This is a genomic window from Streptomyces sp. JK94, from assembly GCF_053613315.1.
In genome coordinates, this window is the sequence record NZ_JBSICH010000015.1 from 176,428 (window position 1) to 199,483 (window position 23,056).

At 71.5% G+C, this 23,056-nt stretch carries 23 protein-coding genes; 16 read left to right on the forward strand and 7 right to left on the reverse strand.

The window, feature by feature from the left end:
* The first annotated feature begins 206 nt into the window (after positions 1–206).
* The 4 genes from rpsL (at position 207) to tuf (ending at position 4,581) form a co-directional block, all read left to right on the forward strand.
* Positions 207–578, forward strand: a complete 372-nt coding sequence (gene rpsL, locus ACVV2G_RS15315) for a 30S ribosomal protein S12 (protein ID WP_003948652.1) — start codon at positions 207–209, stop codon at positions 576–578.
* A 2-nt stretch (positions 579–580) separates the two neighbouring features.
* Positions 581–1,051 (forward strand): 30S ribosomal protein S7, encoded by a 471-nt coding sequence (gene rpsG / locus ACVV2G_RS15320; RefSeq protein WP_003974303.1) that lies wholly within the window; start codon positions 581–583, stop codon positions 1,049–1,051.
* Between the two features lie 39 nt (positions 1,052–1,090).
* Entirely contained in the window at positions 1,091–3,217 is a 2,127-nt protein-coding gene (gene fusA, locus ACVV2G_RS15325; protein ID WP_453843241.1) for an elongation factor G, read from the forward strand.
* Positions 3,218–3,387: 170 nt separating this feature from the next.
* Entirely contained in the window at positions 3,388–4,581 is a 1,194-nt protein-coding gene (gene tuf, locus ACVV2G_RS15330) for an elongation factor Tu (RefSeq protein WP_398131079.1), read from the forward strand.
* Positions 4,582–4,774: 193 nt separating this feature from the next.
* On the opposite strand, the gene ACVV2G_RS15335 is transcribed toward tuf, so the two are convergent.
* Together ACVV2G_RS15335 and ACVV2G_RS15340 are read right to left on the reverse strand one after the other, a co-directional pair.
* Complete coding sequence (locus ACVV2G_RS15335; protein WP_453843242.1) at positions 4,775–7,282, reverse strand: ABC transporter permease; 2,508 nt, start codon at positions 7,280–7,282, stop codon at positions 4,775–4,777.
* On the reverse strand, positions 7,276–8,109 hold the full coding sequence (locus ACVV2G_RS15340) for an ABC transporter ATP-binding protein (RefSeq protein WP_453843243.1): 834 nt from the start codon (positions 8,107–8,109) through the stop codon (positions 7,276–7,278). The genes ACVV2G_RS15335 and ACVV2G_RS15340 overlap by 7 nt, the downstream gene beginning before the upstream one ends.
* Before the next feature lie 177 nt (positions 8,110–8,286).
* On the opposite strand from ACVV2G_RS15340, the gene ACVV2G_RS15345 reads away from it, so the two are divergent.
* Both ACVV2G_RS15345 and ACVV2G_RS15350 read left to right on the forward strand, forming a co-directional pair.
* Entirely contained in the window at positions 8,287–9,579 is a 1,293-nt protein-coding gene (locus tag ACVV2G_RS15345) for a sensor histidine kinase (RefSeq protein WP_453843244.1), read from the forward strand.
* The gene (locus ACVV2G_RS15350; RefSeq protein ID WP_453843245.1) at positions 9,552–10,211 is read left to right on the forward strand and encodes a response regulator; all 660 of its coding nucleotides are present in this window, start codon (positions 9,552–9,554) and stop codon (positions 10,209–10,211) included. The genes ACVV2G_RS15345 and ACVV2G_RS15350 overlap by 28 nt, the downstream gene beginning before the upstream one ends.
* A gap of 250 nt (positions 10,212–10,461) precedes the next feature.
* On the opposite strand, the gene ACVV2G_RS15355 is transcribed toward ACVV2G_RS15350, so the two are convergent.
* The 4 genes from ACVV2G_RS15355 to ACVV2G_RS15370 all read right to left on the reverse strand — a co-directional run bounded on the left by ACVV2G_RS15355 (position 10,462) and on the right by ACVV2G_RS15370 (position 14,693).
* Positions 10,462–11,826, reverse strand: a complete 1,365-nt coding sequence (locus ACVV2G_RS15355) for a trypsin-like serine protease (RefSeq protein WP_453843246.1) — start codon at positions 11,824–11,826, stop codon at positions 10,462–10,464.
* Between the two features lie 194 nt (positions 11,827–12,020).
* The gene (locus ACVV2G_RS15360) at positions 12,021–12,977 is read right to left on the reverse strand and encodes a LysR family transcriptional regulator (protein WP_453843247.1); all 957 of its coding nucleotides are present in this window, start codon (positions 12,975–12,977) and stop codon (positions 12,021–12,023) included.
* 130 nt (positions 12,978–13,107) lie between these two features.
* Positions 13,108–14,019 carry a helix-turn-helix domain-containing protein gene (locus ACVV2G_RS15365; protein ID WP_453843248.1) on the reverse strand — a complete coding sequence of 304 codons (912 nt, stop codon included), beginning with the start codon at positions 14,017–14,019 and terminating at the stop codon, positions 13,108–13,110.
* A 242-nt stretch (positions 14,020–14,261) separates the two neighbouring features.
* Positions 14,262–14,693: an ATP-binding protein gene (locus tag ACVV2G_RS15370; RefSeq protein WP_453843249.1), complete on the reverse strand. Its 432-nt coding sequence runs from the start codon at positions 14,691–14,693 to the stop codon at positions 14,262–14,264.
* Between the two features lie 155 nt (positions 14,694–14,848).
* Here ACVV2G_RS15370 and ACVV2G_RS15375 point away from each other — a divergent pair, with 155 nt between their 5' ends.
* Complete coding sequence (locus tag ACVV2G_RS15375; RefSeq protein WP_453843250.1) at positions 14,849–15,724, forward strand: helix-turn-helix domain-containing protein; 876 nt, start codon at positions 14,849–14,851, stop codon at positions 15,722–15,724.
* Entirely contained in the window at positions 15,721–15,933 is a 213-nt protein-coding gene (locus ACVV2G_RS15380) for a DUF397 domain-containing protein (RefSeq protein ID WP_453843251.1), read from the forward strand. Before ACVV2G_RS15375 ends, ACVV2G_RS15380 begins: the two co-directional genes overlap by 4 nt.
* On the opposite strand, the gene ACVV2G_RS15385 is transcribed toward ACVV2G_RS15380, so the two are convergent.
* Positions 15,884–16,786, reverse strand: a complete 903-nt coding sequence (locus tag ACVV2G_RS15385) for a helix-turn-helix transcriptional regulator (protein WP_453843252.1) — start codon at positions 16,784–16,786, stop codon at positions 15,884–15,886. The two genes, ACVV2G_RS15380 and ACVV2G_RS15385, sit on opposite strands and share 50 nt — an antisense overlap.
* Positions 16,787–16,864: 78 nt before the next feature.
* Here ACVV2G_RS15385 and ACVV2G_RS15390 point away from each other — a divergent pair, with 78 nt between their 5' ends.
* From ACVV2G_RS15390 to rplB, 8 genes are all read left to right on the forward strand, one after another.
* Positions 16,865–17,629 (forward strand): SDR family oxidoreductase, encoded by a 765-nt coding sequence (locus ACVV2G_RS15390; protein WP_453843253.1) that lies wholly within the window; start codon positions 16,865–16,867, stop codon positions 17,627–17,629.
* Positions 17,630–17,688: 59 nt separating this feature from the next.
* Complete coding sequence (locus tag ACVV2G_RS15395) at positions 17,689–17,898, forward strand: 4-oxalocrotonate tautomerase family protein (protein ID WP_453843254.1); 210 nt, start codon at positions 17,689–17,691, stop codon at positions 17,896–17,898.
* Positions 17,899–18,103: 205 nt separating this feature from the next.
* On the forward strand, positions 18,104–19,462 hold the full coding sequence (gene gdhA / locus ACVV2G_RS15400) for an NADP-specific glutamate dehydrogenase (RefSeq protein ID WP_453843255.1): 1,359 nt from the start codon (positions 18,104–18,106) through the stop codon (positions 19,460–19,462).
* A gap of 663 nt (positions 19,463–20,125) precedes the next feature.
* A complete protein-coding gene (rpsJ, locus tag ACVV2G_RS15405) occupies positions 20,126–20,434 on the forward strand; it encodes a 30S ribosomal protein S10 (protein WP_003948644.1) in 309 nt (102 codons plus the stop codon).
* Between the two features lie 16 nt (positions 20,435–20,450).
* Positions 20,451–21,095 carry a 50S ribosomal protein L3 gene (gene rplC, locus ACVV2G_RS15410; protein ID WP_121748660.1) on the forward strand — a complete coding sequence of 215 codons (645 nt, stop codon included), beginning with the start codon at positions 20,451–20,453 and terminating at the stop codon, positions 21,093–21,095.
* 8 nt (positions 21,096–21,103) lie between these two features.
* On the forward strand, positions 21,104–21,760 hold the full coding sequence (gene rplD / locus ACVV2G_RS15415; protein ID WP_453843256.1) for a 50S ribosomal protein L4: 657 nt from the start codon (positions 21,104–21,106) through the stop codon (positions 21,758–21,760).
* Positions 21,760–22,179, forward strand: a complete 420-nt coding sequence (gene rplW, locus ACVV2G_RS15420) for a 50S ribosomal protein L23 (protein WP_007443985.1) — start codon at positions 21,760–21,762, stop codon at positions 22,177–22,179. Before rplD ends, rplW begins: the two co-directional genes overlap by 1 nt.
* A 40-nt stretch (positions 22,180–22,219) precedes the next feature.
* Positions 22,220–23,056, forward strand: coding sequence for a 50S ribosomal protein L2 (gene rplB, locus ACVV2G_RS15425; RefSeq protein WP_210957937.1), 837 nt, complete (start codon positions 22,220–22,222; stop codon positions 23,054–23,056).

The following is a 23,056-nucleotide window of genomic DNA, read 5'->3' on the forward strand; positions in this document are numbered from 1 at the left end:
CGATAGGTACGCTCAGACCTTGTGCCTGGGGTGTGCCCTGGCCCTCGTGCGTGCCTTCAACCGCAGTGGGGGTCGTGACCGGCCACCGTGATCCGCGCTTCTTTCCGCCTGGCGGCAAGGGTCCGCGGGTTCGACACACCCGACCGCGTGGGTCGGCAAAGTCCCAGGTTAGCTTCACCATTCGGCACACAGAAACCGGAGAAGTAGTGCCTACGATCCAGCAGCTGGTCCGGAAGGGCCGGCAGGACAAGGTCGAGAAGAACAAGACGCCCGCACTCGAGGGTTCGCCCCAGCGTCGCGGCGTCTGCACGCGTGTGTTCACGACCACCCCGAAGAAGCCGAACTCGGCCCTGCGTAAGGTCGCGCGTGTGCGTCTGACCAGCGGGATCGAGGTCACTGCTTACATTCCGGGTGAGGGGCACAACCTGCAGGAGCACTCCATCGTGCTCGTGCGCGGCGGCCGTGTGAAGGACCTGCCCGGTGTTCGTTACAAGATCATCCGCGGTTCGCTTGACACCCAGGGTGTCAAGAACCGCAAGCAGGCCCGCAGCCGCTACGGCGCCAAGAAGGAGAAGTAAGAATGCCTCGTAAGGGCCCCGCCCCGAAGCGCCCGGTCATCATCGACCCGGTCTACGGTTCTCCTCTGGTGACCTCCCTGATCAACAAGGTGCTGCTGAACGGCAAGCGCTCCACCGCCGAGCGCATCGTCTACGGCGCCATGGAGGGCCTGCGCGAGAAGACCGGCAACGACCCGGTCATCACGCTGAAGCGCGCTCTCGAGAACATTAAGCCGACCCTCGAGGTCAAGTCCCGCCGTGTCGGTGGTGCGACGTACCAGGTGCCGATCGAGGTCAAGCCCGGTCGCGCCAACACCCTCGCGCTGCGCTGGCTCGTCGGTTACTCCCGCGCCCGTCGCGAGAAGACCATGACCGAGCGTCTGCTCAACGAGCTCCTCGACGCCTCCAACGGCCTCGGTGCCGCTGTGAAGAAGCGCGAGGACACGCACAAGATGGCCGAGTCCAACAAGGCCTTCGCGCACTACCGCTGGTAGTCGCTACCCACATCGAGACCGAGAGAAGACTGAAGCCTTATGGCTACCACTTCACTTGACCTGGCCAAGGTCCGCAACATCGGGATCATGGCCCACATCGACGCGGGCAAGACGACCACCACCGAGCGGATCCTGTTCTACACCGGTGTGTCGTACAAGATCGGTGAGGTCCACGACGGCGCCGCCACGATGGACTGGATGGAGCAGGAGCAGGAGCGTGGCATCACGATCACGTCTGCTGCGACCACCTGTCACTGGCCGCTCGAGGACAACGACTACACGATCAACATCATCGACACCCCGGGGCACGTCGACTTCACCGTCGAGGTGGAGCGTTCCCTGCGTGTGCTCGACGGTGCCGTGACCGTGTTCGACGGTGTCGCCGGTGTCGAGCCGCAGTCCGAGACGGTGTGGCGTCAGGCCGACCGTTACGGCGTGCCGCGCATCTGCTTCGTGAACAAGCTGGACCGCACCGGCGCCGAGTTCCACCGCTGCGTGGAGATGATCTCGGACCGCCTGGGCGCCCAGCCGCTCGTCATGCAGCTCCCGATCGGTGCCGAGGCCGACTTCAAGGGCGTCGTGGACCTGGTCCGCATGAAGGCGCTCGTGTGGTCCGCCGAGGCCGCCAAGGGCGAGATGTACGACACCGTCGACATCCCGGCCACGCACACCGAGGCCGCCGAGGAGTGGCGCGGCAAGCTGGTCGAGGCCGTCGCGGAGAACGACGAAGAGATCATGGAGCTGTTCCTGGAGGGCCAGGAGCCCACCGAGGAGCAGCTGTACGCCGCGATCCGTCGCATCACCATCGCGTCCGGCAAGTCCAGCGACACCACGGTCACCCCGGTGTTCTGCGGTACCGCGTTCAAGAACAAGGGCGTCCAGCCCCTGCTCGACGCGGTCGTGCGCTACCTGCCGACCCCGCTCGACGTCGAGGCCATCGAGGGCCACGACGTGAAGGACCCCGAGCTGGTCGTCAAGCGCAAGCCGTCCGAGGACGAGCCGCTGGCCGCGCTCGCGTTCAAGATCATGAGCGACCCGCACCTCGGCAAGCTCACCTTCGTCCGGGTCTACTCGGGCCGCCTGGAGTCCGGCACCGCGGTGCTGAACTCCGTCAAGGGCAAGAAGGAGCGCATCGGCAAGATCTACCGCATGCACGCCAACAAGCGTGAGGAGATCGATTCGGTGGGCGCCGGCGACATCGTCGCCGTCATGGGCCTGAAGCAGACCACCACCGGTGAGACGCTGTCCGACGACAAGAACCCGGTGATCCTGGAGTCCATGGACTTCCCGGCGCCGGTCATCGAGGTCGCCATCGAGCCCAAGTCGAAGGGCGACCAGGAGAAGCTCGGCGTCGCGATCCAGCGGCTCGCCGAGGAGGACCCGTCCTTCCAGGTCCACTCCGACGAGGAGACCGGCCAGACGATCATCGGCGGTATGGGCGAGCTGCACCTCGAGGTGCTGGTCGACCGCATGCGCCGTGAGTTCCGCGTCGAGGCCAACGTCGGCAAGCCGCAGGTCGCGTACCGTGAGACGATTCGCAAGGCCGTCGAGCGCGTGGACTACACCCACAAGAAGCAGACCGGTGGTACCGGTCAGTTCGCCAAGGTGCAGATCGCGATCGAGCCGATCGAGGGCGGCGACAGCTCGTACGAGTTCGTCAACAAGGTGACCGGTGGTCGTATCCCGAAGGAGTACATCCCTTCGGTCGACGCCGGTGCGCAGGAGGCCATGCAGTTCGGCATCCTCGCCGGGTACGAGATGACCGGTGTCCGCGTGACGCTGCTCGACGGTGCCTACCACGAGGTCGACTCCTCCGAGCTGGCGTTCAAGATCGCCGGTTCGCAGGCCTTCAAGGAGGCCGCGCGGAAGGCTTCGCCGGTGCTGATGGAGCCGATGATGTCCGTGGAGGTCACCACCCCCGAGGACTACATGGGCGAGGTCATCGGCGACATCAACTCCCGTCGTGGCCAGATCCAGGCCATGGAGGAGCGGATGGGTGCCCGCGTCGTGAAGGGCCTTGTGCCGCTGTCGGAGATGTTCGGCTACGTCGGAGACCTCCGCAGCAAGACGTCGGGTCGCGCAAGCTACTCGATGCAGTTCGACTCCTACGCCGAGGTTCCCCGGAACGTCGCCGAGGAGATCATCGCGAAGGCCAAGGGCGAGTAACGGACTCCGTTTAACGGACCCCCTTCTCACGCTTTAGGCTTGACCCCGGAGCCTGCATGGGGCATTCCGCCGTCACCCCGGTGGAATGCCCCCGGCACCCGGGCTTTCCAGCAAAGATCACCTGGCGCCGATGAGTAAGGCGTACAGAACCACTCCACAGGAGGACCCCAGTGGCGAAGGCGAAGTTCGAGCGGACTAAGCCGCACGTCAACATCGGCACCATCGGTCACATCGACCACGGTAAGACGACCCTCACGGCCGCCATTACCAAGGTGCTGCATGACGCGTACCCGGACCTGAACGAGGCCTCGGCCTTCGACCAGATCGACAAGGCTCCTGAGGAGCGCCAGCGCGGTATCACCATCTCCATCGCGCACGTCGAGTACCAGACGGAGACCCGTCACTACGCCCACGTCGACTGCCCCGGTCACGCGGACTACATCAAGAACATGATCACGGGTGCGGCGCAGATGGACGGCGCCATCCTCGTGGTCGCCGCCACCGACGGCCCGATGCCGCAGACCAAGGAGCACGTGCTCCTGGCCCGCCAGGTCGGCGTTCCGTACATCGTCGTCGCGCTGAACAAGGCCGACATGGTGGACGACGAGGAGATCCTGGAGCTCGTCGAGCTCGAGGTGCGCGAGCTGCTCTCCGAGTACGAGTTCCCGGGCGACGACCTTCCCGTCGTCAAGGTCTCCGCTCTGAAGGCCCTTGAGGGCGACAAGGAGTGGGGCAACTCGGTCCTGGAGCTCATGAAGGCCGTGGACGAGGCCATCCCGGAGCCCGAGCGCGACGTCGACAAGCCGTTCCTGATGCCGATCGAGGACGTCTTCACCATCACCGGTCGCGGTACGGTCGTCACCGGCCGCATCGAGCGTGGTGTCCTCAAGGTCAACGAGACCGTCGACATCATCGGCATCAAGACCGAGAAGACCACCACCACGGTCACCGGCATCGAGATGTTCCGCAAGCTCCTCGACGAGGGCCAGGCCGGTGAGAACGTCGGTCTGCTCCTCCGTGGCATCAAGCGCGAGGACGTGGAGCGCGGCCAGGTCATCATCAAGCCCGGTTCGGTCACGCCGCACACCGAGTTCGAGGCCCAGGCCTACATCCTGTCGAAGGACGAGGGTGGCCGTCACACCCCCTTCTTCAACAACTACCGTCCGCAGTTCTACTTCCGTACGACGGACGTGACCGGCGTCGTGACCCTCCCCGAGGGCACCGAGATGGTCATGCCGGGTGACAACACCGAGATGAAGGTGGAGCTCATCCAGCCCGTCGCCATGGAAGAGGGCCTGAAGTTCGCCATCCGCGAGGGTGGCCGGACCGTGGGCGCCGGCCAGGTCACCAAGATCAACAAGTAAGTCCGCTTGCTTGTCGGTCCGATGACCTGACACGGGCTGATGCCTGAGGAGGGGCCCGTACGACTTCGGTCGTACGGGCCCCTTCGCGTTGCACGGGCACGGCGTGCCGGGCGGGGGTTCCGGGCGGGGCGGCCCGGGTGCCGCCCTGGTACGTCCGCGGCCCGGTGCCGTTCCCGTGCGTCCGTGGCCGGTGTCACTCCCGTACGCCCGCGGTCTCCACCGCCCGGCGTCGCAGGGCCAGGGCGGCGGGGGCGACCGAGGCGGCCACGGCGAGCACCGCGCAGGCGCCCGCGGCCGTGCCGATCGCCGCCCAGGGCAGTCCGAGCGACGGGCGGACCGAGAGCAGGCCCAGCGCCGACCACATCCCGGCGAGGTTGAGCGCGGCGACGACCAGCCCCAGCAGCGCGCCGACCACCACCACCATGAGCGACTCGGCGCCCACCAGTCGCAGTACCTGGCCGTTGGTGGCCCCGGACAGACGCAGTACGGCCAGGTCGCGCACCCGGTCGGCGGTGGCCATCACCATCGTGTTGACCAGGGAGATGCCGGTGTAGAGCAGGGCGATCCCGAGGACCAGGAGGACGCCCAGCCGGGTTGGACGGTCGGTTTCCGGATACGTGGCGGCGACCCATTCGTCCCGGGTGAGCACCTGCCCGCCCGCCGCCCGCACCGCCTCGCGCAGTCCGGCGGCCACGGCCTCGCCGTCGGCGCCGTCCGCGAGCGTGACGTCCGCCCGGTCGACCGGGGCGCCGGCCGCGTTGGCCGCGGTGACGTAGACGCCGTTGCCGCCGGTGCCGGTGCGCATCACCGCGGCGATGCGCAGCGTCCTCTCCGTGCCGTCCCCGAGCCACACCCGCACGTCCTGGCCGACGGAGTGCCGTTCCCACTCCTCGTTGACGATGATCGAGTGGTCGTCGAGGTCGGTCGCCCTCCCCGCGGCGAGTGGCAGCCGGGAGGTGGCGGCGAGACCCCGGGGGCTGCCGACGGCCCGCGCCTCGGAGCCGATGAGGGCCACCCCCTCCTCCAGGACGTACACCGCGCTCGACGCGCTCGGCGAGACCACCGTTCCCGGCACGGCGCGCAGCCGCTCCACGGTCCGCGCGTCGAAGCCCGCGCCGCCGTCCGGTGCGGTGACCACGAAGGCCGCGGTGGTCCGTTCGCGCGTCTCGGTGGCCTCGGCCTCGTGGAGCACGGCGGTGGCGCCGAGCAGCGAGCCCGCGAGAGCGACCGTGACCAGGACGGGTGCCGCGACGGCGGCGGTACGGCGTACACCGGAGGCCGCGTTCCCGCGCACCAGCATGCCCGTGGCGCCCGGCAGCCAGGACGCCGGCCGGGTCAGCGGACGCACCATGACGGGTGCGAGCAGCGCGGCCGCGGTGATCAGCAGCATGGGCCGGCTGATGTACGTCTTGCGGTGCAGCAGGTCACCGGGGTCACCGGCCAGGGCGGTACCGAGGGTCACCACGGCGGTCAGCAGCAGCCCGAGACCGGCCAGCCACCGCCCCGGAGTCATCACCCCGGTCTCCACGGACGCCTCGCGCAGCGCCTGGGCCGGGCCGGTCCGGCCGGCCCGCCAGGACGCCGCGACCACGCCGCACAGGGCGACGAGGAGCCCGGCCCAGAAGGCCAGGTGGTACGGCCAGGTGTGGTCGCCGATGGTGAACCGGTCCGGTGCCGGCCCGCTGTCGGCCACCCACGCCGCCAGCCATGGCGCACCGTACGAGCCGAGTACGCAGCCCGCGGCCGAGGCCGCCACGCCGACCAGGAGGGCTTCGGCGAGCACCATGCGGCGGAGCTGTCCCGGCGTGGCCCCGGCCGTGCGCAGCAGCCCGAACTCCCGCCGCCGCTGCGCGACCGTGAAGGCGAAGGTGGACGCCACGACGAACACCGAGACGAACCCGGTGACCCCACCGGCCGTGCCGAACAGGGCGTTCATCGCGGTCAACGCCTCGCTGTCCCGGTCGGAGGCGGCGTCGGCGTACCGCCGTTCGTCCCCGGTGAGCACCCGGACACCCGCGCTGCCGCGCACCGCCTCCCGTACGGCGTCCACGTCCGCGGCGACCACCACCAGCTGCACACTGGGCGGGGAGAGCCGGGCGGCGCGGGCGTCGGTGTAGAAGACGGCGTCCTCGAACCCGCGGTCGGGCACGGTGCCCACGACCCGCACGGTGCCGCGGTCCGTCCGCACCCGTTCGCCCGGCGCGGCCCAGCCGCCGGTGACGACGACCTCGTCGGCCGTGCGCGGTGCGCGGCCCGCGTCGAGGGCGTACGGGGCGAAGGCGGCGGTCGACCACGGGTGGCCCACCAGGTCGGAGGGCACACCGGAAACACCGGAAACACCGGAGGCACCGGACTCCTCCGCGTCCACCGTGCCGCCCAGGACCCGTACGGGGAAGGACCGGTCCTCGACGACCGTGCCGAGACGTGCCAGCTTCGTGACGGTCGGGCCGGGCACGGCACGCGGTCGCGCGAGCTTCCGCGTACGGTCGCCGACCGGAGTCGGTACGCGCAGGGTGTCCTGCCCCCGGACCACGGCCGGCGCGGCGGCGAACCGTTCCGGCGCCCGCTGCGGGGCGTCCGGCGAGGAGGCCAGGGCCAGTCCCATGACGGTGAGCAGGGCGACGCCCAGCGACAGAGCGACGAAGCTGCCGGCGAAGGTGACCCAGCGGCTGCGCAGGGTGTGCAGGGCGGTGTTCAGCACGGGGTGGTCTCCAGCCGGGTCAGGTGCGCGGCGATCCGGTCGGCGCCGGCGCCGGACAGTGCGCCGTCGACCCGGCCGTCGACGAGGAAGGCCACGTGGTCGGCGTAGGAAGCGGCCACCGGGTCGTGGGTGACCATGACGACCGTCTGGCCCTCGCGGTCGACCATGCCCCGCAGGAGCGTCAGCACCTCGCGGCCGGTCTGCGAGTCCAGCGCGCCGGTCGGCTCGTCGCCGAACAGCACCTCGGGGCGGGTGATCAGCGCGCGGGCCAGGGCGACGCGCTGCTGCTGGCCGCCGGACAGCTCCGTGGGCCGGTGCCGGGCCCGGTCGCCGAGGCCGACCTGGGCGAGCGCCTCGCGCACCCGCGCCCGGGAGGGGCGGCGGCCGGCCAGGCGCAGGGGGAGCGCCACGTTCTGCTCGGCGGTCAGCGACGGCAGCAGGTTGAACGACTGGAACACGAACCCGATGCGCTCGCGGCGCAGCAGCGTCAGCCGTCGCTCGCTCAGTCCGGTCAGCTCGGTGCCGCCGACGACCACCGACCCCGACGTGGGCCGGTCCAGGCCGGCGGCGCACTGGAGGAGGGTCGACTTGCCGGAGCCGGAGGGGCCCATCACGGCGGTGAAGGTGCCCTTGGGGAAGGCGAGGGAGACCTCGGCGAGGGCCGTGACGGCGCGGTCGCCCGTCCCGTACTGCCTGCCGACGGAGTCCAGCCGGACCGCGTGGTCGCCCGTCCCGTACCGCCTGCCGACGGAGTCCAGCCGGACCGCGTGGTCGCCCGCCGGTCCGGTCGCCCGACGCTTCGCCCGGCCGGGCGCCCTGGAATTCATGTGGCCGTTCATCCGTCTCCGTTCACAGACTGGTGCGTCGACGACCCCCATGAAACGGGCTGTGATCACCCCGGCGCAGTGCGGCAGGAGCTAGAACCGGGGTGGGGCGGGCCATACCCCCGGCAGACCCCCTGGGCGGATGGTCCGGCCCCGCGCGGGAGCCCTACGGTGACCCGCATGCACCCTCGCACCGTGTGGCAGGCCATGTCCGGCCGCGGCTTCCTGCTGTCGGCGTGGCCGTGGCGTGCGGTCGCCTACCTGGTGACCGGGGCGGTGGCCGGTGCCGTGACCCTGGTGGGGGTGGTGGCCGCGGTGGCCGCCGGCGGCCTCCTCGCCGTGGTCGTGGTGGGACTGCCGTTGCTGGTCCTCACCGCACTCGCGGGTCTGCCCGTCGCCCAGCTGGAACGGTTCCGGCTCCGCCTGGTCGACCGCGATCCCGCTCCCGGCCGGCACCGGCAGCCCGCCGCCGCGGGCCTGTGGTCCTGGCTGACCACGCGGTTGCGGGAGCGGGCGACCTGGCGGGAACTCGGTCACGCCCTGCTGTTCGCCTTCCTGCTCTGGCCGTTGGACGCCGTCGTCGTCCTCGCCGCACTGGCCCTGCCGCTCGCCACAGCCGCCACCCCGCTGCTGATGGCCACCGTCGGCGACGGCGAGGAGGCGAAGGTGCTCAAGCTGTGGACGGTCACCACCTGGCCGACCGCCTTCGCCGTGGCGGTGCTCGGGCTGCTGCTCCTCGCCCCGGGGGCCTACGCGCTGTGTCTGGCGGCGGGTGCGCGGGCCGAACTCACCCGCGTGCTCGTAGCGGCCCCGCGCGGCGGTGACCTGAGCGACCGGGTCGTCGAACTCACCCGCTCGCGCGTGCGGTTGGTGGACGCCTTCGAAGCCGAGCGGCGCCGTATCGAACGCGACCTGCACGACGGTGCCCAGCAACGCCTGGTCGCCCTGACGATGGCCCTGGGCCTGGCCCGCCTCGACGCGCCGCCCGGCCCGCTCGCCGAGCAGCTGGCCAAGGCACACGGGGAGGCGGGGAGGGCGCTGGAGGAACTGCGCGAACTGATCCGGGGCATCCACCCCAAGGTGCTCGCCGACTACGGGCTGGCGGCGGCCGTGGAGGACGCCGCCGACCGGTCCGCCGTCCCCGTGGACGTCCGTCTGGAGTTGCCCGGGCGGCTGCCCCTGGCGGTGGAGGCCGCCGCCTACTTCGTGGTCCGCGAGGCCCTCGCCAACGTCGCCAGGCACAGCGGCGCCGACCGCGCGGAGGTGACCGGCGGGCACCGCGACGGACGGCTGCGCCTGGAGGTCCGCGACGACGGCCGGGGCGGTGCGGAGGCCGGGGCGGGCAGCGGCCTGACCGGGCTCGCCGACCGGGTGTCCGTACTGGATGGCAGACTCTCCCTGTCCAGTCCGCAGGGCGGACCGACCCTGTTGCGCGTGGAGATTCCTTGCGAGTGGACCGAACGCTTCGCGTAGTACTGGCCGAGGACAGCGTGCTGCTGCGGGACGGGCTGACCGGGCTGCTCGGCCGCTGCGGTCACGAGGTCGTGGCGGCCGTCGGCGACGCGGAGGCGCTCGTCGCGTCCGTGGGGGAACACGGCCCGGACATCGTCGTCACCGACGTGCGCATGCCGCCCGGCTTCCAGGACGAGGGGCTGCACGCGGCGGTGCGGCTGCGGGCAAGGCGTCCCGCCCTGCCCGTCCTCGTCCTCAGCCAGTACGTGCAGCGGGCCTACGCCGCCGAGCTGCTGGACTCCGGCGACGGCACGGGCGTCGGCTACCTGCTGAAGGACCGGGTCGGCCAGGTCGAGGAGTTCGTCGACGCGCTGGCTGAGGTCGCGGCCGGCGGCACGGTCGTCGACCCCGAGGTGGTACGCCAGTTGCTGCGCCGCCGCCGGGACCCGCTGGAGCGGCTCAGCCCGCGCGAGCGGGAGGTGCTGGCCCTGATCGCGGAAGGCAGGTCCAACGGGGCCATCGCCCGCGAACTGGTCGTCTCCGAGGCGGCCGTGGGCAAGCACGTCGGCAGCATCCTCGCCAAGCTCGACCTGCCCCCGGCGGACGGGACGCACCGCAGGGTGCTGGCGGTGCTGGCGTATCTGCGGGCCTGACCCGACGCGTTCCGGCCGCCTGCCGGGCCGCCCGGGCGATGTGCGGAACACGCGGTGCCGGACACGGGCCCGGTGACCGCCGCCCGTCCTTCACGGAGCCCGGCCCGGAGGGCTGCGGGCGGTCACCCGCACCCGACCGGCGTGTCCGGCACGACGCGCGGACCCGGGCCCGGGTGCTCTTCCTGGGCGCACCCGGGCCCGTTCCCGTCGTCCCCCGTGGGCCGCTGCCCGACGGGGCTCGGTCAGTCGCTCACGCCCGCTGCCACAGCGCCGGGGCGTTCGACGGGGCCCAGCCCGGCTGGGCCTGGTGGCCCTGTAGGCAGCGGTAGGTGGTGCCGGCGTACGTCACCGTGTCGCCCGGCCGGTAGACGGTGCCGGCCGCCCAGGTGCCGCCTCCGGGCAGCGGGTCCTCCGGGCCGCCGCCGGTCGTCTTCAGGGTGAGGCCGTAGGCCTGGAGCAGTGGGTTGATCGGCTGGAAGTACGTCGTACCGCCGCTGCGGCAGTTGCCCGAGCCGCCCGAGGTGACGCCCTGCGCCTGGTTCCCGGAGATGAACGGGCCGCCCGAGTCGCCGGGCTCGGCGCACACCGTGGTGCGGGTGAGGCCGGTGATGGTGCCCTCGGGGTAGGTGACGCTGGTGTTGTGCTGCTGGATGGTGCCGCAGTGCCAGCCGGTGGTGGAGCCGGAGCGGCACACGGACGCGCCGACGGGGGCCGGGGTGGAGCCGGCGACCGGGACGTCGCGACCGCCGGCGCCCTTGACGTAGGGGGTGGCCGTCCAGTCGGAGTTGGTGACCACCCAGCCCATGTCGCGGCCCGGGAAGGTCGAGCCCTGGAAGGTGCCCTGGGCCACCCGGTTGGCGCCGGTCGTGCTCGCCCCGACCCGTCCGCAGTGGCCGGCGGTGACGAAGCCCTGCTGGGCGCCCTTGGTGACCGGGAAGCCGATCGAGCAGCGGCCGCTGCTGTTGATGTAGTACGCCTCGCCACCCCGCAGGTCGTACAGCGGGCGGGGCTTCTCGGCCGACTTCTCGACGCGGGCGAGTCCGGCACCGACGCCGGCCGCGGCGAGGAGGGCGCGGGCCGCGGACGGGCGGGGCGCCTGCACGGTGACCGTGTTCGTCCGTACGTCGACGTACCGGACGGGTGCGTCGGTGGCGTCCCGTACGGCGGCGGCCCGGTCGATGCGGGCCTTGGCCGCGTCAAGATCGGCGAGCGAGTGCCGTACGACGGTGGCGACGGCGCCCTCGGCCTCGATCGCCGCGACGTGGTCCGCGTCCGTCGTCGCCACGGTCAGCGTGCCGGACTCGGCTCCCCGCACCCACGCGCCCGCGAAGTCGCCGCCGAGCGCGGCACGGAGCCGGCCCGCCGCGGCGCCCGCCTCGGCCTCGTTGTCGAGACGGCGTTCCGCCTGCTGCCGGTCGAGGCCGAGGTCGCGCTCCACGGCCCGGAGCAGAGCGGGGGGCGCGGCGTCGGTACGCAGGGCCCCGGCCGCGGTGGGTGCCGTGCCGGCGGGTGCCGTCCCGGCGCTCGCGGAGCCGCTGAGCCCGGCCACGAGCAGGGCGGCCGTCGCGGCGGCGGCGGCACCTACGGCTCTGGTGGGTCGGTGACGGTGGGGCATGGGGGGATCTCCTCGGTCTCGGTGGGGAAGTGCCGAAAACGTAGGGACGGGTGAGGGGCGTGCATAAGCCGTCGTCCGGCCCTCTCCCCGGCGTTATGGAAGGCGCGTGGGGGAGGCGGGGGTGCGGGTGGCGGATAGCGGGGGCGGGTGCGGGTGGGGGTGGGGGTGCGCGGGTGCGGGCGCGGGTGGGGGCATCAGGGCGGGTCAGGCACCCGGTGTACGGCCATCCACTCGGCGTAGCTGTCGCTGCTCGCCGCCACGCCCGCGTGCGCCATGCGGGCCTGCGCGAGCACGGTCGCGGCGGTGTCCTGCCGCTGCGTCGCCGCGTGCCAGCCGAGCAGGTGCCGCCAGGCCAGCGGCGTGCCGGTGAGCGGCCGGGTGCGGATGCCGGGTGTGGTCGGGAACGTCGCCCGGCACAGCCCCACCGCCCGCCCCACCTGCACCAGATGCACCAGGGACGCGGTGTCCGTCTCGTACATGCGGCGCGGGGTGAACCCGGCGCGGGCGCACGCCACGGAGAAGCAGTCGCCGAAGCAGCCGTCGCCGGGCACGCAGGCCCACTCCTCCTCCGCCAGCTCGGTCAGGTTCACCTCCGCGTGGCGGGCGAGCGGGTGGCCGTCGGGCACCATCACGAACACCGGGTCGACGGCGACCTCCCGCCAGACCAGTCCCTCGGCGCCGGGCGGCGCGGCGGACCCGCAGGTCCCGGCGAGGGCGAAGTCCAGCCGCCCCTCGGCGAGCTGCTCGGCCAGCTCCCGCTCGGACCAGGAGGTACAGGTCGTCATCCGCGCTTCGGGGGCCACGCCGGCCAGTCGGTCGACCAGCGCGCCGAGCAGGGGCCCGTGGGTGCCGCCCAGCCGTAGCCGCTCGGTGGTGCGCGGCGCCCGTGCGAACCGGGCCGCCTCCTCCTGCAACTCCGTCACCGCGGGCAGCACGATCCGGCTGCGCTCCAGCACCAGTTCGCCCAGCGCGGTCGCCCGCACGCCGTGCCGGCTGCGCTCGAACAGGGCGCCGCCCAGGGCCCGTTCGATGCGCTTGAGCTGTGCGCTCAGCGCGGGCTGCGCGAGCCCGAGAGCCGTCGCCGCCCTGGTGAGGCTCCCGGCGTCGGCGATGGCCCGTACCGTCTTGAGATGCCGCAACTCCAGCTCCATGAGGGGAGCTTGCGGCGAGGGAGGGGCGGGGGCAAGAGGTTGGTCCTGACCTGTGACGGTGGGGCCCCTTGCCGACGGGGATATCGAGCCGGGCGGTCTCCGAGGGCTCGAGCGGTGCGTTGGACGGGGTTCAGGGACGGGCGGCGGCTGCTGCGCGGCAGTCCCGGCAGCGGGCTTCGGTCGCGGGGGCGCGGAAGCCGCGGTCGCAGCCTTCGCAGTTCCGGAGCGGATGCCGGAGGGGCGGGGCAGCGGCCGGGGCGCGGAACGGGGCCGGGGGCGGCAGCCGGTCGGTGAGGCGGTGGGCCAGAAGGGCGGCCGGGCGGTGCAGGGGTTCCTCCGGGAGTCCGGTGGTCAGGGTGCGGCGTACGGCGGTGGGGTGGACGTCCCGTTCCAGCCAGGCGGCGACACCGGGGGCCAGGTGCGCGGTCTCGGCGGTGGAGAGCAGCAGGCGGGGGTCGTGTCGGCGCAGGTCGGTGAGGAGGTCGGTGGCCGCCTGGACGAGCTGGGGGAGCGTGGTGGCGGGCTGCGGCACGGCGGGGAGCGCCTTGCGGGGGCGCGGGTCGCGGGGCCGGGCGGGTCGGTCCGTCGCCGCCGGTCGTGCGGGCCGGTCGGGGCATCCGGTGTCGGCCGGTTCGCGGCGGGGTGCTTCCGGCCGGCTGCCCGGCTGGTTGCAGGAGACCGTGCGGGTGACGATGCGGCCGGTGGACGTGCGTACGCGCTCCCGGCGCAGGTAGCCGTGGGCCTCCAGCTCGCGCAGGGCGGCGGCGATGCGGGTCGGTCCCTCGGGGAAGCGGGCGGTGAGGGACTTGATGTCGGCGCCGGCCCCGCTCGGCAGCGACTGGATGTGGCAGCCGAGGCCGATCGCCAGCAGCGACAGCTCCTCGTGCTGGACCAGGTGGTTGCCGATCACCACGAAGCGGGTGGTGTGGCGGGTGTTCTCGTGGATGATGCCGCCGCCGGTGCCGTGGCGACGCGTACGGGTCGGAGTGCCGGCAGGGGCTGACCGGGCGCGCGAGGGCGCGCTAGGGTTTCGGGTATCCATCGGGAAGCCTTCTTCTTCCTTGGTGGTAGGCCCTCGCATCGGGATTGCAGTCCCGGCGGGGGCCGATGTCTTTCTTCGGTTGCGTGCGCTGAGCGTAAGGGAGCCGGGGGCTCGGAAATCCAGCTGAGCCGGTGATGTTCACCCACCCGAGTGATGACGTGCCTCGGGCGGAAAGGTGGGGCTCGGTCGGGTCCTTTCTCCCCGGGTTCTTTCCTTGGTGGGGCACCGACGGCACCGGAACCTCAGAAGGTGGGTTCCGGTGGTGTGCAGCTCAGTTCGGCCCACACGGTCTTGCGCGGGAAGCGGCCCTCGGTCACTCCCCAACGGTCCGCCAGCGCCTCGACGAGCAGCAGGCCACGGCCGGACTCCGCGTCGGGGGCGGGTGTCTGCGGGTGGGGGAGCCGCTCGCCCCGGGTGTCGGTGGCCTCGATGCGGAGGACGGCGCCGACGACGTGCAGCGTGAGCCGGAGATCGCGGCCGGGGACGCGTCCGTGGGCACTCGCGTTGTTGGCCAGTTCGGCGACGACGAGGCGAGCCGGGTCCAGCGGGAGACCCCAGGAGCGGAGCTGCTCGGTCGCGAGCAGGCGGGCGAGACGGGCGCCACGTGGCGTGGGGGAGAGCTGCACGCTGAAGGTGCGGACGGCAGCCGTCGGTTCGGCGGATTTCTGGTTCACGTCACTCAGCGTGGCGGCCTGCGCCTACTGTGAGAAGTGACTCAGCGGGTACGTACGGTGACTGTCCGGTGTTGTCCGCCGGTGTCGGTGCTGTCGGGAGGGACGTACGGGTAGGGCGCTGGGGCAACGCTGCGAGTACGACGAAGGGGCGCGGGATGACGATCGAGGCGGAGGCGGGCCGGCTCGGGGACGAGGTGGACGAGCCGGGGTGGGAGGTCGATCCGGACGACGAGTGGGGCGTCGCGGTCATCGCCACGGTGGGGCGGCAGTTGAAGCTCCGGCGCGAGGCGGTGGGCATGCGGGCCGCCGAGTTCGGGCTGGCGGTCGGGTACGGGGAGGACCTCGTCTACAAGGTCGAGGGCGGCAAGCGGATTCCCCGGCAGGAGTACCTGGACAGGGCCGACGAGGTGCTGGACGCGGGCGGACTCATCGCGGCGACGTGGGAGGACGTGAAGAAGGTCCGGTACCCGAAGAAGGTGCGGGAGCTGGGGAAGCTGGAGGCGAAGGCGGTCGAGATCGGTGTGTACGAGTGCAACATCGTCGCCGGGCTGCTGCAGACGCCGGAGCACGTCCGTGTCCTGATGGAGGCCCGGCAGCCGCCGTACTCCCCGGACGACCTGGAACGCATGGTGGCCGCGCGGTTGGCCCGGCAGTCCGTCTTCGAGCGCGACCCGGCGCCCTCCATGCACTTCGTACTGGAAGAGGCTCCACTGCGGCGGCGGGTTGGAGGCACAATGGTGTGGCGGCGGCAGATCGAACGCCTGTTGCAGGCGGGGCAGTTGCACAACGTCACACTTCAAGTCATGCCGACGAACACCGATGCCCACCCAGGGCTGGACGGCAGGATCGAATTGCTGAAGTTCGACGACGGTACGGTGGTGGGGCGCTCCGACGGGGCGTTCAACGGACGGCCGATCACCGACCCGAAACAACTGCGCATTATCGAGCTGCGGTATGGCACGATCCGGGCGCAAGCTCTCTCCCCACGGGAGTCGCTGGCCTTCATCGAGAATCTGCTGGGAGAAACATGATCGCCAAGGTCTCCGATCGACACGTATCCGAACTGGCGTGGTTCAAGAGCAGCTACAGCGGTGGCACCGATGGTGAGTCCTGCGTCGAACTGGCCCTCACCCCCGGCACCGTCCACGTCCGTGACTCCAAGCACGTAGAGGACGGCCCCCGCCTGGCCCTCACCCCGACCGCGTGGACGAGTTTCCTCCCGTACGCCTCGGAGAGCTGACGACCTCCTGCGTCCCGACCACCGCCAGCAGATCCAACAGCCCCGCACTGTCCGTCCCCACGGCCGGCGTGAACCAGAGCAGCCGCTGACGCCCGTCCTCGCTGAACAGGTTGAGGCAGTTGACCTCGATGACGCCGAGCGTGGGATGGACGATGCGCTTGCGGTCGTCCCGCCGGAAGGCCACGTCGTGGTCGGCCCACAACGCGGCGAACTCGGGTGAGACGCCGAGCAGCGTACGGATGACCGAACCGGCCTCCGGGTCCTTCGCGTCCCTCCGCGCCGCCGCGGCCCGCAGGTCGGCGACGAAGGCGCGGGACTGGCTCTCGTGGTCGGCCTCGGGATGCAGGCGCCGGGTGCCGGGCTCGGTGAACCACCGGTGGACGAAGCTGGCCCGGGGTCCCCGGAAACCGGACTGGTCCCCGACCAGCGCCACGGCCAGCGGGTTCTGTACGAGGGTCACGTGCAGGTCGGTGATCACCTGCGCCGGGGTCGAGGTCATGCGCCCGAGCAGGTCGAGCATGCCGGGGTGCACGTGCGAGGCGGCCCCGCCCTGCACGGGCACCGGCCGGTCGGCGAGCCGGTAGAGGTAGTCGCGTTCGTCGGCGGTCAGCCGCAGCGCCCTCGCCAGCGCGGCGATCATCTGTTCGGACGGCTGCGAGCCCGCGCCGCGCTCCAGCTCGTTGTAGTAGTCCACCGACGCCCCGGCCAGCTGGGCGACCTCCTCGCGCCGCAGCCCCGGCACCCGGCGCCGCGTTCCCGAGGGGAGCCCGACGTCGGCGGGGCGGATGCGTGCGCGGCGCGAACGCAGGAACGCTCCCAGCTCGGCGTACTTCACCACACTCATGCCGTCCATTCTGCGCCGGGCCGGGCCGCCGACCCAGGGGATGACATCCCCTGGCTACGCCCGCCGACGCCGCGCATGGTGGAGGACATGACTACGCACCAGCACACCCCCCGACCGTCGGACTCCCGGGTCGCCGTCGTCACCGGTGGATCACGCGGCATCGGCCGGGCGGTCTCGCGGAAACTCGCCCAGGACGGCCTGGCCGTCGTCGTGAACTACGCCCGTGACGCGGCATCCGCGGACGAGACGGTGGCGGCGATCACCGGGGCCGGCGGGCGGGCGATCGCCGTCCTGGCGGACGTGGCGGAGGAGAAGGAGGTCGCCGCCCTGTTCGACCGGGCGGAGGAGGAGTTCGGCGGCGTCGACGTGGTCGTGAACGCGGCCGGGCGGACGACGACGCTGTCCCCCATCGCCGACCTCGACCTGGCGGCGCTCGACGCCGTGCACCGCACCAACATCCGCGGCACCTTCGTCGTCGCCCAGCAGGCGGCCCGGCGCCTGCGGGCGGGCGGCTCCTTCGTGGCCTTCTCGACGTCCGTGGTCGGCACGCAGTTCCCCTCCTACGGGGCGTACGCGGCGAGCAAGGGGGCGGTGGAGGCGATGACGCTGATCCTGGCGCGCGAGCTGCGCGGACGGGACGTCACCGTGAACACCGTCGCCCCCGGCCCCACGGCCACGGAACTCTTCCTCGACGGCAAGACGCCGGAGCAGATCGACCGGCTCGCCCAGGCCCCGCCCCTGGAGCGGCTCGGCACCCCGGACGACATCGCCGAGGTGGTCGCCTTCCTCGGCAGCCCCGCAGGCCACTGGGTGAACGGCCAGATCCTGCGGGCCAACGGCGGCATGGTCTGACGACGGCACCCGCCCCACCCGCCCCTCCGTACCCACCTCACCCGCTCAAGGAGACACCCGTGCCCCTCGCCCACTTCAGCGTCCCGGCGGGCACCCTCACCCCCGAGGACAAGAAGAAGATCATCGAGCGCACCACCGACCTGTACGCGGAGATCTACGGGGAGCGGGCCCGCCCCACCACCGTCGTACTCGTCGACGAGGTCGCCGACGGCGGCTGGGGCGTCGCCGGAAACGTCCTCACCGCCGCGATGCTCAACGGGGAGGCCTGACGGAAGCTCCGGACACCGCCGCCCCCTTACACTGCATACGACCCTGAATGTGAACCGTGCGTCTCACATAGTGGTCGTATTCGGTGTGAGGTGCTGGCCAGGATGTTTACATGCGCGTAACACTTGAGTGTCCCTGCGCGCGGCAACGGCGCCGAGCGCCCCCCACCGGTCCCGACCGGTGTCAGCCGTGCCAGAAAGGGCCCCTGTGACGACGCGAAGCGAGACCAGGACCGCGCTCGACCACCTGCTCACCGAGATCGAACACCGCAACCCGGCCCAGCCCGAGTTCCACCAGGCCGCCCACGAGGTGCTGGAAACGCTCGCGCCGGTGCTGGAGGCCCGCCCCGAGTACGCGGAGCCGGGCCTCGTCGAGCGGCTGGTCGAGCCGGAGCGGCAGGTGCTGTTCCGGGTGCCGTGGCAGGACGACAGGGGCCGCGTCCACGTCAACCGGGGCTTCCGCGTCGAGTTCAACAGCGCGCTCGGCCCCTACAAGGGCGGTCTGCGGTTCCACCCCTCCGTCAACCTGGGCGTCATCAAGTTCCTGGGGTTCGAGCAGGTCTTCAAGAACGCGCTGACCGGGCTCGGCATCGGCGGCGGCAAGGGCGGCAGCGACTTCGACCCGCACGGGCGCAGCGACGCGGAGGTCATGCGGTTCTGCCAGTCGTTCATGACGGAGCTGTACCGGCACATCGGCGAGCACACGGACGTCCCGGCGGGCGACATCGGCGTCGGGGGCCGGGAGATCGGCTACCTGTTCGGCCAGTACCGCCGGATCACCAACCGCTGGGAGGCCGGCGTCCTCACCGGCAAGGGCGCGGGCTGGGGCGGCTCCCTGATCCGCCCGGAGGCCACCGGCTACGGCAACGTCCTCTTCGCGGCGGCGATGCTGCGCGAGCGCGGCGAGGACCTGGAGGGCCAGACCGCGGTGGTGTCGGGCTCCGGCAACGTCGCGATCTACACGATCGAGAAGCTGGCCGCCCTCGGCGCGAACGCCGTGACCTGCTCGGACTCCTCCGGCTACGTGGTCGACGAGAAGGGCATCGACGTGGCTCTGCTCAAGCAGGTCAAGGAGGTCGAGCGCGGTCGCGTCGACACGTACGCCGAGCGCCGGGGCTCCTCCGCCCGCTTCGTGCCGGGCGGCCGGGTCTGGGAGGTCCCGGCCGACCTCGCGCTCCCGTCGGCCACGCAGAACGAACTGGACGAGAACGACGCCGCCGCGCTCGTCCGCAACGGCGTGAAGGCGGTCTCCGAGGGCGCCAACATGCCGGCGACCCCCGAGGCGGTCCACCTCCTCCAGCGCTCCGGCGTCGCCTTCGGTCCCGGCAAGGCGGCCAACGCGGGCGGCGTCGCGGTCAGCGCCCTGGAGATGGCGCAGAACCACGCCCGTACGTCGTGGACGGCGGCGCGGGTCGAGGAGGAACTCACGGCGATCATGAACGACATCCACACCACCTGCCACGAAACCGCCGAGCGCTACGGAGCCCCCGGCGACTACGTGACCGGCGCCAACATCGCCGGCTTCGAGCGCGTCGCCGACGCGATGCTGGCCCAGGGCATCATCTGACCCCCGGCCGGACCCGCCGCCGACACCGCCCGGGGCGTCGGCGGCACCGCTTGGCCCGGACGCGGAGCACGGGAGGGACGGGCCGCACCGTGCGCTCCCGCTCCACCGTCCGCGGGTGAGCGCACGCCGGTCCCTCCCCGCCGGCCGGCCCCGGCGGGCGCGGTGCCGCCGCTCCGGGAAGGCGTCCGCGCTGGTCGTGCGGGCTGCCGGAGCCGTCGGCGGTGCGGGCCCGCACACCACCGTGCGGGCGTCCCCGTGTGTAGGGCTCCGTGACGTGGGGTACAGTCATCCGCTTCGATTGGCCAGGCCCCCGTCCGGTATGGCAGACTAGCCGAGTTGCTCGGTCGAGTGCCGATGCTGCGCGCCTCCCGCCGGGGGGACCGGAAGCGAGTCCCACAGTACTCGTCGCCCCTGATCAGGAGCGGACGTACGGGAATCTTCCGGGAAGTGTCAGCGGGGTACCGGCCAGGCACCCGGTGGGCCTCTCGCCCCCGGTCCGCGGTTCCGGAAGGGCCCGCACCTCCCAGAGCAGGGATGTTCGAACAAGGGACATCTGTGTCAGCGAGAGTGCGACACGCCCGACCGCGTGGGTCGGAGGGGGAGTGGAACGACAAGGGACCACCGGGTCCAGAGCGTTACGAGAGACAGGACTACTGAGTAGCCATGGCGGGACAGAAGATCCGCATCCGGCTCAAGGCCTACGACCACGAGGTCATCGACTCTTCGGCGAAGAAGATCGTCGAGACGGTGACGCGCACTGGTGCGTCGGTCGCGGGCCCGGTGCCGCTGCCCACTGAGAAGAACGTGTACTGCGTCATCAAGTCGCCGCACAAGTACAAGGACTCGCGCGAGCACTTCGAGATGCGCACGCACAAGCGCCTGATCGACATCCTCGACCCGACCCCCAAGACCGTTGACTCTCTGATGCGACTCGACCTCCCGGCCGGTGTCGACATCGAGATCAAGCTCTGAGGGCGGTGATCTGAAGATGACCAAGCAGATCAAGGGCATCCTGGGCGAGAAGCTCGGCATGACGCAGGTGTGGGACGAGAACAACCGTGTTGTTCCGGTCACCGTCGTCAAGGCCGGCCCCAACGTCGTCACCCAGGTCCGCACGAACGACGTCGACGGCTACGAGTCCGTCCAGATCGCGTTCGGCGAGATCGACCCGCGCAAGGTGAACAAGCCCCTCAAGGGCCACTTCGCCAAGGCCGACGTCACCCCCCGCCGCCACCTCGTCGAGATCCGCACGGCCGACGCCGCCGAGTACACGCTCGGCCAGGAAGTCACCGCCGAGGTCTTCGAGTCCGGCGTGAAGGTCGACGTCACCGGCAAGAGCAAGGGCAAGGGCTTCGCCGGTGTCATGAAGCGTCACAACTTCAAGGGCCTCGGCGCCGGACACGGCACCCAGCGCAAGCACCGCTCCCCCGGTTCCATCGGTGGCTGCGCCACCCCGGGCCGCGTGTTCAAGGGCCTCCGCATGGCCGGCCGCATGGGCAACGAGCGGGTCACCACCCAGAACCTGACCGTCCACGCCGTTGACGCGGAGAAGGGTCTGCTGCTCATCAAGGGCGCGGTTCCCGGTCCGAACGGCGGCCTCGTCCTGGTCCGCACTGCGGCCAAGGGGGCCTGAGGTAACCGATGAGCACTGTTGACATCCTTTCGCCTGCCGGCGAGAAGACCGGAAGCGTCGAGCTCCCCGCGGAGATCTTCGGCGTGGAGAAGATCAGCATCCCGCTGATCCACCAGGTCGTCGTCGCGCAGAACGCCGCTGCCCGCCAGGGCACGCACAAGACCAAGCGTCGCGGCGAGGTCCGTGGTGGCGGCAAGAAGCCGTACCGCCAGAAGGGCACCGGCCGCGCCCGCCAGGGTTCGACCCGTGCGCCGCAGTTCGCCGGCGGTGGCGTCGTCCACGGCCCGCAGCCGCGTGACTACTCGCAGCGGACCCCGAAGAAGATGAAGGCCGCGGCCCTGCGCCACGCCCTCACCGACCGGGCCCGCCACAACCGCATCCACGTCGTCTCCGGCGTCATCGAGGGCGACAGCCCGTCGACGAAGGCCGCCCGGACGCTGTTCGGCAAGATCTCGGAGCGCAAGAACCTGCTCCTGGTCGTCGACCGCGCCGACGAGGCCGCGTGGCTGTCCGCCCGCAACCTGCCCCAGATCCACATTCTGGAGCCGGGCCAGCTGAACACGTACGACGTTCTCGTCTCGGACGACGTGGTCTTCACCCAGGCCGCGTTCGAGTCCTTCGTGTCTGGCCCCAAGGCCGTTGACACCGAAGGGAGCGAAGCCTGATGGCCACGCGTCACCCGAGCATCGCCTCGAAGGCGGCCAAGGCCGCCAAGGCCGCGCGCGTCGCCAAGGCGCGCCGCCACGAGGCCGAGGGCAAGAACACCGTCGTCACCCCGGCGAGCAAGGCGTTCACGGACCCCCGTGACGTGCTGCTGAAGCCGGTCGTGTCCGAGAAGAGCTACGCGCTCCTCGACGAGAACAAGTACACGTTCATCGTCGCGCCGGGCTCCAACAAGACCCAGATCAAGGAAGCCGTCCAGGCGGTCTTCTCGGTCAAGGTCACCGGGGTCAACACGATCAACCGCCAGGGCAAGCGCAAGCGGACCCGCACGGGCTTCGGCAAGCGTGCCGACAGCAAGCGCGCGATCGTGACCCTTGCCGAGGGCGACCGTATCGACATCTTCGGCGGTCCGACCTCCTGACGGAGGTCCGGATCGTCCGGAATCGGACGAGGACTGAGAAATGGGAATCCGCAAGTACAAGCCGACTACGCCGGGCCGTCGTGGCTCGAGCGTCGCCGACTTCGTCGAGGTCACGCGGTCCACGCCGGAGAAGTCGCTGGTCCGCCCCCTGCACAGCAAGGGCGGCCGTAACAACGCCGGTCGTGTGACCGTTCGCCACCAGGGTGGCGGACACAAGCGCGCCTACCGTGTCATCGACTTCCGTCGCCACGACAAGGACGGCGTGCCGGCGAAGGTCGCGCACATCGAGTACGACCCCAACCGCACCGCGCGCATCGCGCTGCTGCACTACGCGGACGGCGAGAAGCGCTACATCCTCGCCCCCCGCAACCTGTCGCAGGGCGACCGCGTCGAGAACGGTCCCGGGGCCGACATCAAGCCGGGCAACAACCTGGCGCTCCGCAACATCCCGGTCGGTACCACGATCCACGCGATCGAGCTCCGTCCCGGTGGCGGCGCCAAGTTCGCCCGCTCCGCCGGCGCCTCCGTGCAGCTGCTCGCGAAGGAGGGCCAGATGGCCCACCTGCGCATGCCGTCCGGAGAGATCCGCCTGGTCGACGTGCGCTGCCGCGCCACCGTCGGCGAGGTCGGCAACGCCGAGCAGTCGAACATCAACTGGGGCAAGGCGGGCCGCAAGCGGTGGCTGGGCGTTCGCCCGACCGTCCGTGGTGTGGTCATGAACCCGGTGGACCACCCGCACGGTGGTGGTGAGGGCCGGACCTCCGGTGGCCGCCACCCCGTGTCCCCGTGGGGCAAGAAGGAAGGCCGTACTCGTTCGCCCAAGAAGGCGTCGAACAAGTACATCGTCCGCCGCCGCAAGACGAACAAGAAGCGCTAA

Bases quoted from the DNA above. Each gene is read 5' to 3' on its own strand.
- rpsG (WP_003974303.1), top strand. From the start codon at position 581: ATGCCTCGTAAGGGCCCCGCCCCGAAGCGCCCGGTCATCATCGACCCG.
- fusA (WP_453843241.1), top strand. From the start codon at position 1,091: ATGGCTACCACTTCACTTGACCTGGCCAAGGTCCGCAACATCGGGATC.
- ACVV2G_RS15340 (WP_453843243.1), bottom strand. From the start codon at position 8,109: ATGAATTCCAGGGCGCCCGGCCGGGCGAAGCGTCGGGCGACCGGACCG.
- ACVV2G_RS15345 (WP_453843244.1), top strand. From the start codon at position 8,287: ATGCACCCTCGCACCGTGTGGCAGGCCATGTCCGGCCGCGGCTTCCTG.
- ACVV2G_RS15355 (WP_453843246.1), bottom strand. From the start codon at position 11,826: ATGCCCCACCGTCACCGACCCACCAGAGCCGTAGGTGCCGCCGCCGCC.
- ACVV2G_RS15360 (WP_453843247.1), bottom strand. From the start codon at position 12,977: ATGGAGCTGGAGTTGCGGCATCTCAAGACGGTACGGGCCATCGCCGAC.
- ACVV2G_RS15365 (WP_453843248.1), bottom strand. From the start codon at position 14,019: ATGGATACCCGAAACCCTAGCGCGCCCTCGCGCGCCCGGTCAGCCCCT.
- ACVV2G_RS15375 (WP_453843250.1), top strand. From the start codon at position 14,849: ATGACGATCGAGGCGGAGGCGGGCCGGCTCGGGGACGAGGTGGACGAG.
- ACVV2G_RS15380 (WP_453843251.1), top strand. From the start codon at position 15,721: ATGATCGCCAAGGTCTCCGATCGACACGTATCCGAACTGGCGTGGTTC.
- ACVV2G_RS15385 (WP_453843252.1), bottom strand. From the start codon at position 16,786: ATGGACGGCATGAGTGTGGTGAAGTACGCCGAGCTGGGAGCGTTCCTG.
- ACVV2G_RS15390 (WP_453843253.1), top strand. From the start codon at position 16,865: ATGACTACGCACCAGCACACCCCCCGACCGTCGGACTCCCGGGTCGCC.
- rpsJ (WP_003948644.1), top strand. From the start codon at position 20,126: ATGGCGGGACAGAAGATCCGCATCCGGCTCAAGGCCTACGACCACGAG.
- rplC (WP_121748660.1), top strand. From the start codon at position 20,451: ATGACCAAGCAGATCAAGGGCATCCTGGGCGAGAAGCTCGGCATGACG.
- rplD (WP_453843256.1), top strand. From the start codon at position 21,104: ATGAGCACTGTTGACATCCTTTCGCCTGCCGGCGAGAAGACCGGAAGC.
- rplW (WP_007443985.1), top strand. From the start codon at position 21,760: ATGGCCACGCGTCACCCGAGCATCGCCTCGAAGGCGGCCAAGGCCGCC.
- rplB (WP_210957937.1), top strand. From the start codon at position 22,220: ATGGGAATCCGCAAGTACAAGCCGACTACGCCGGGCCGTCGTGGCTCG.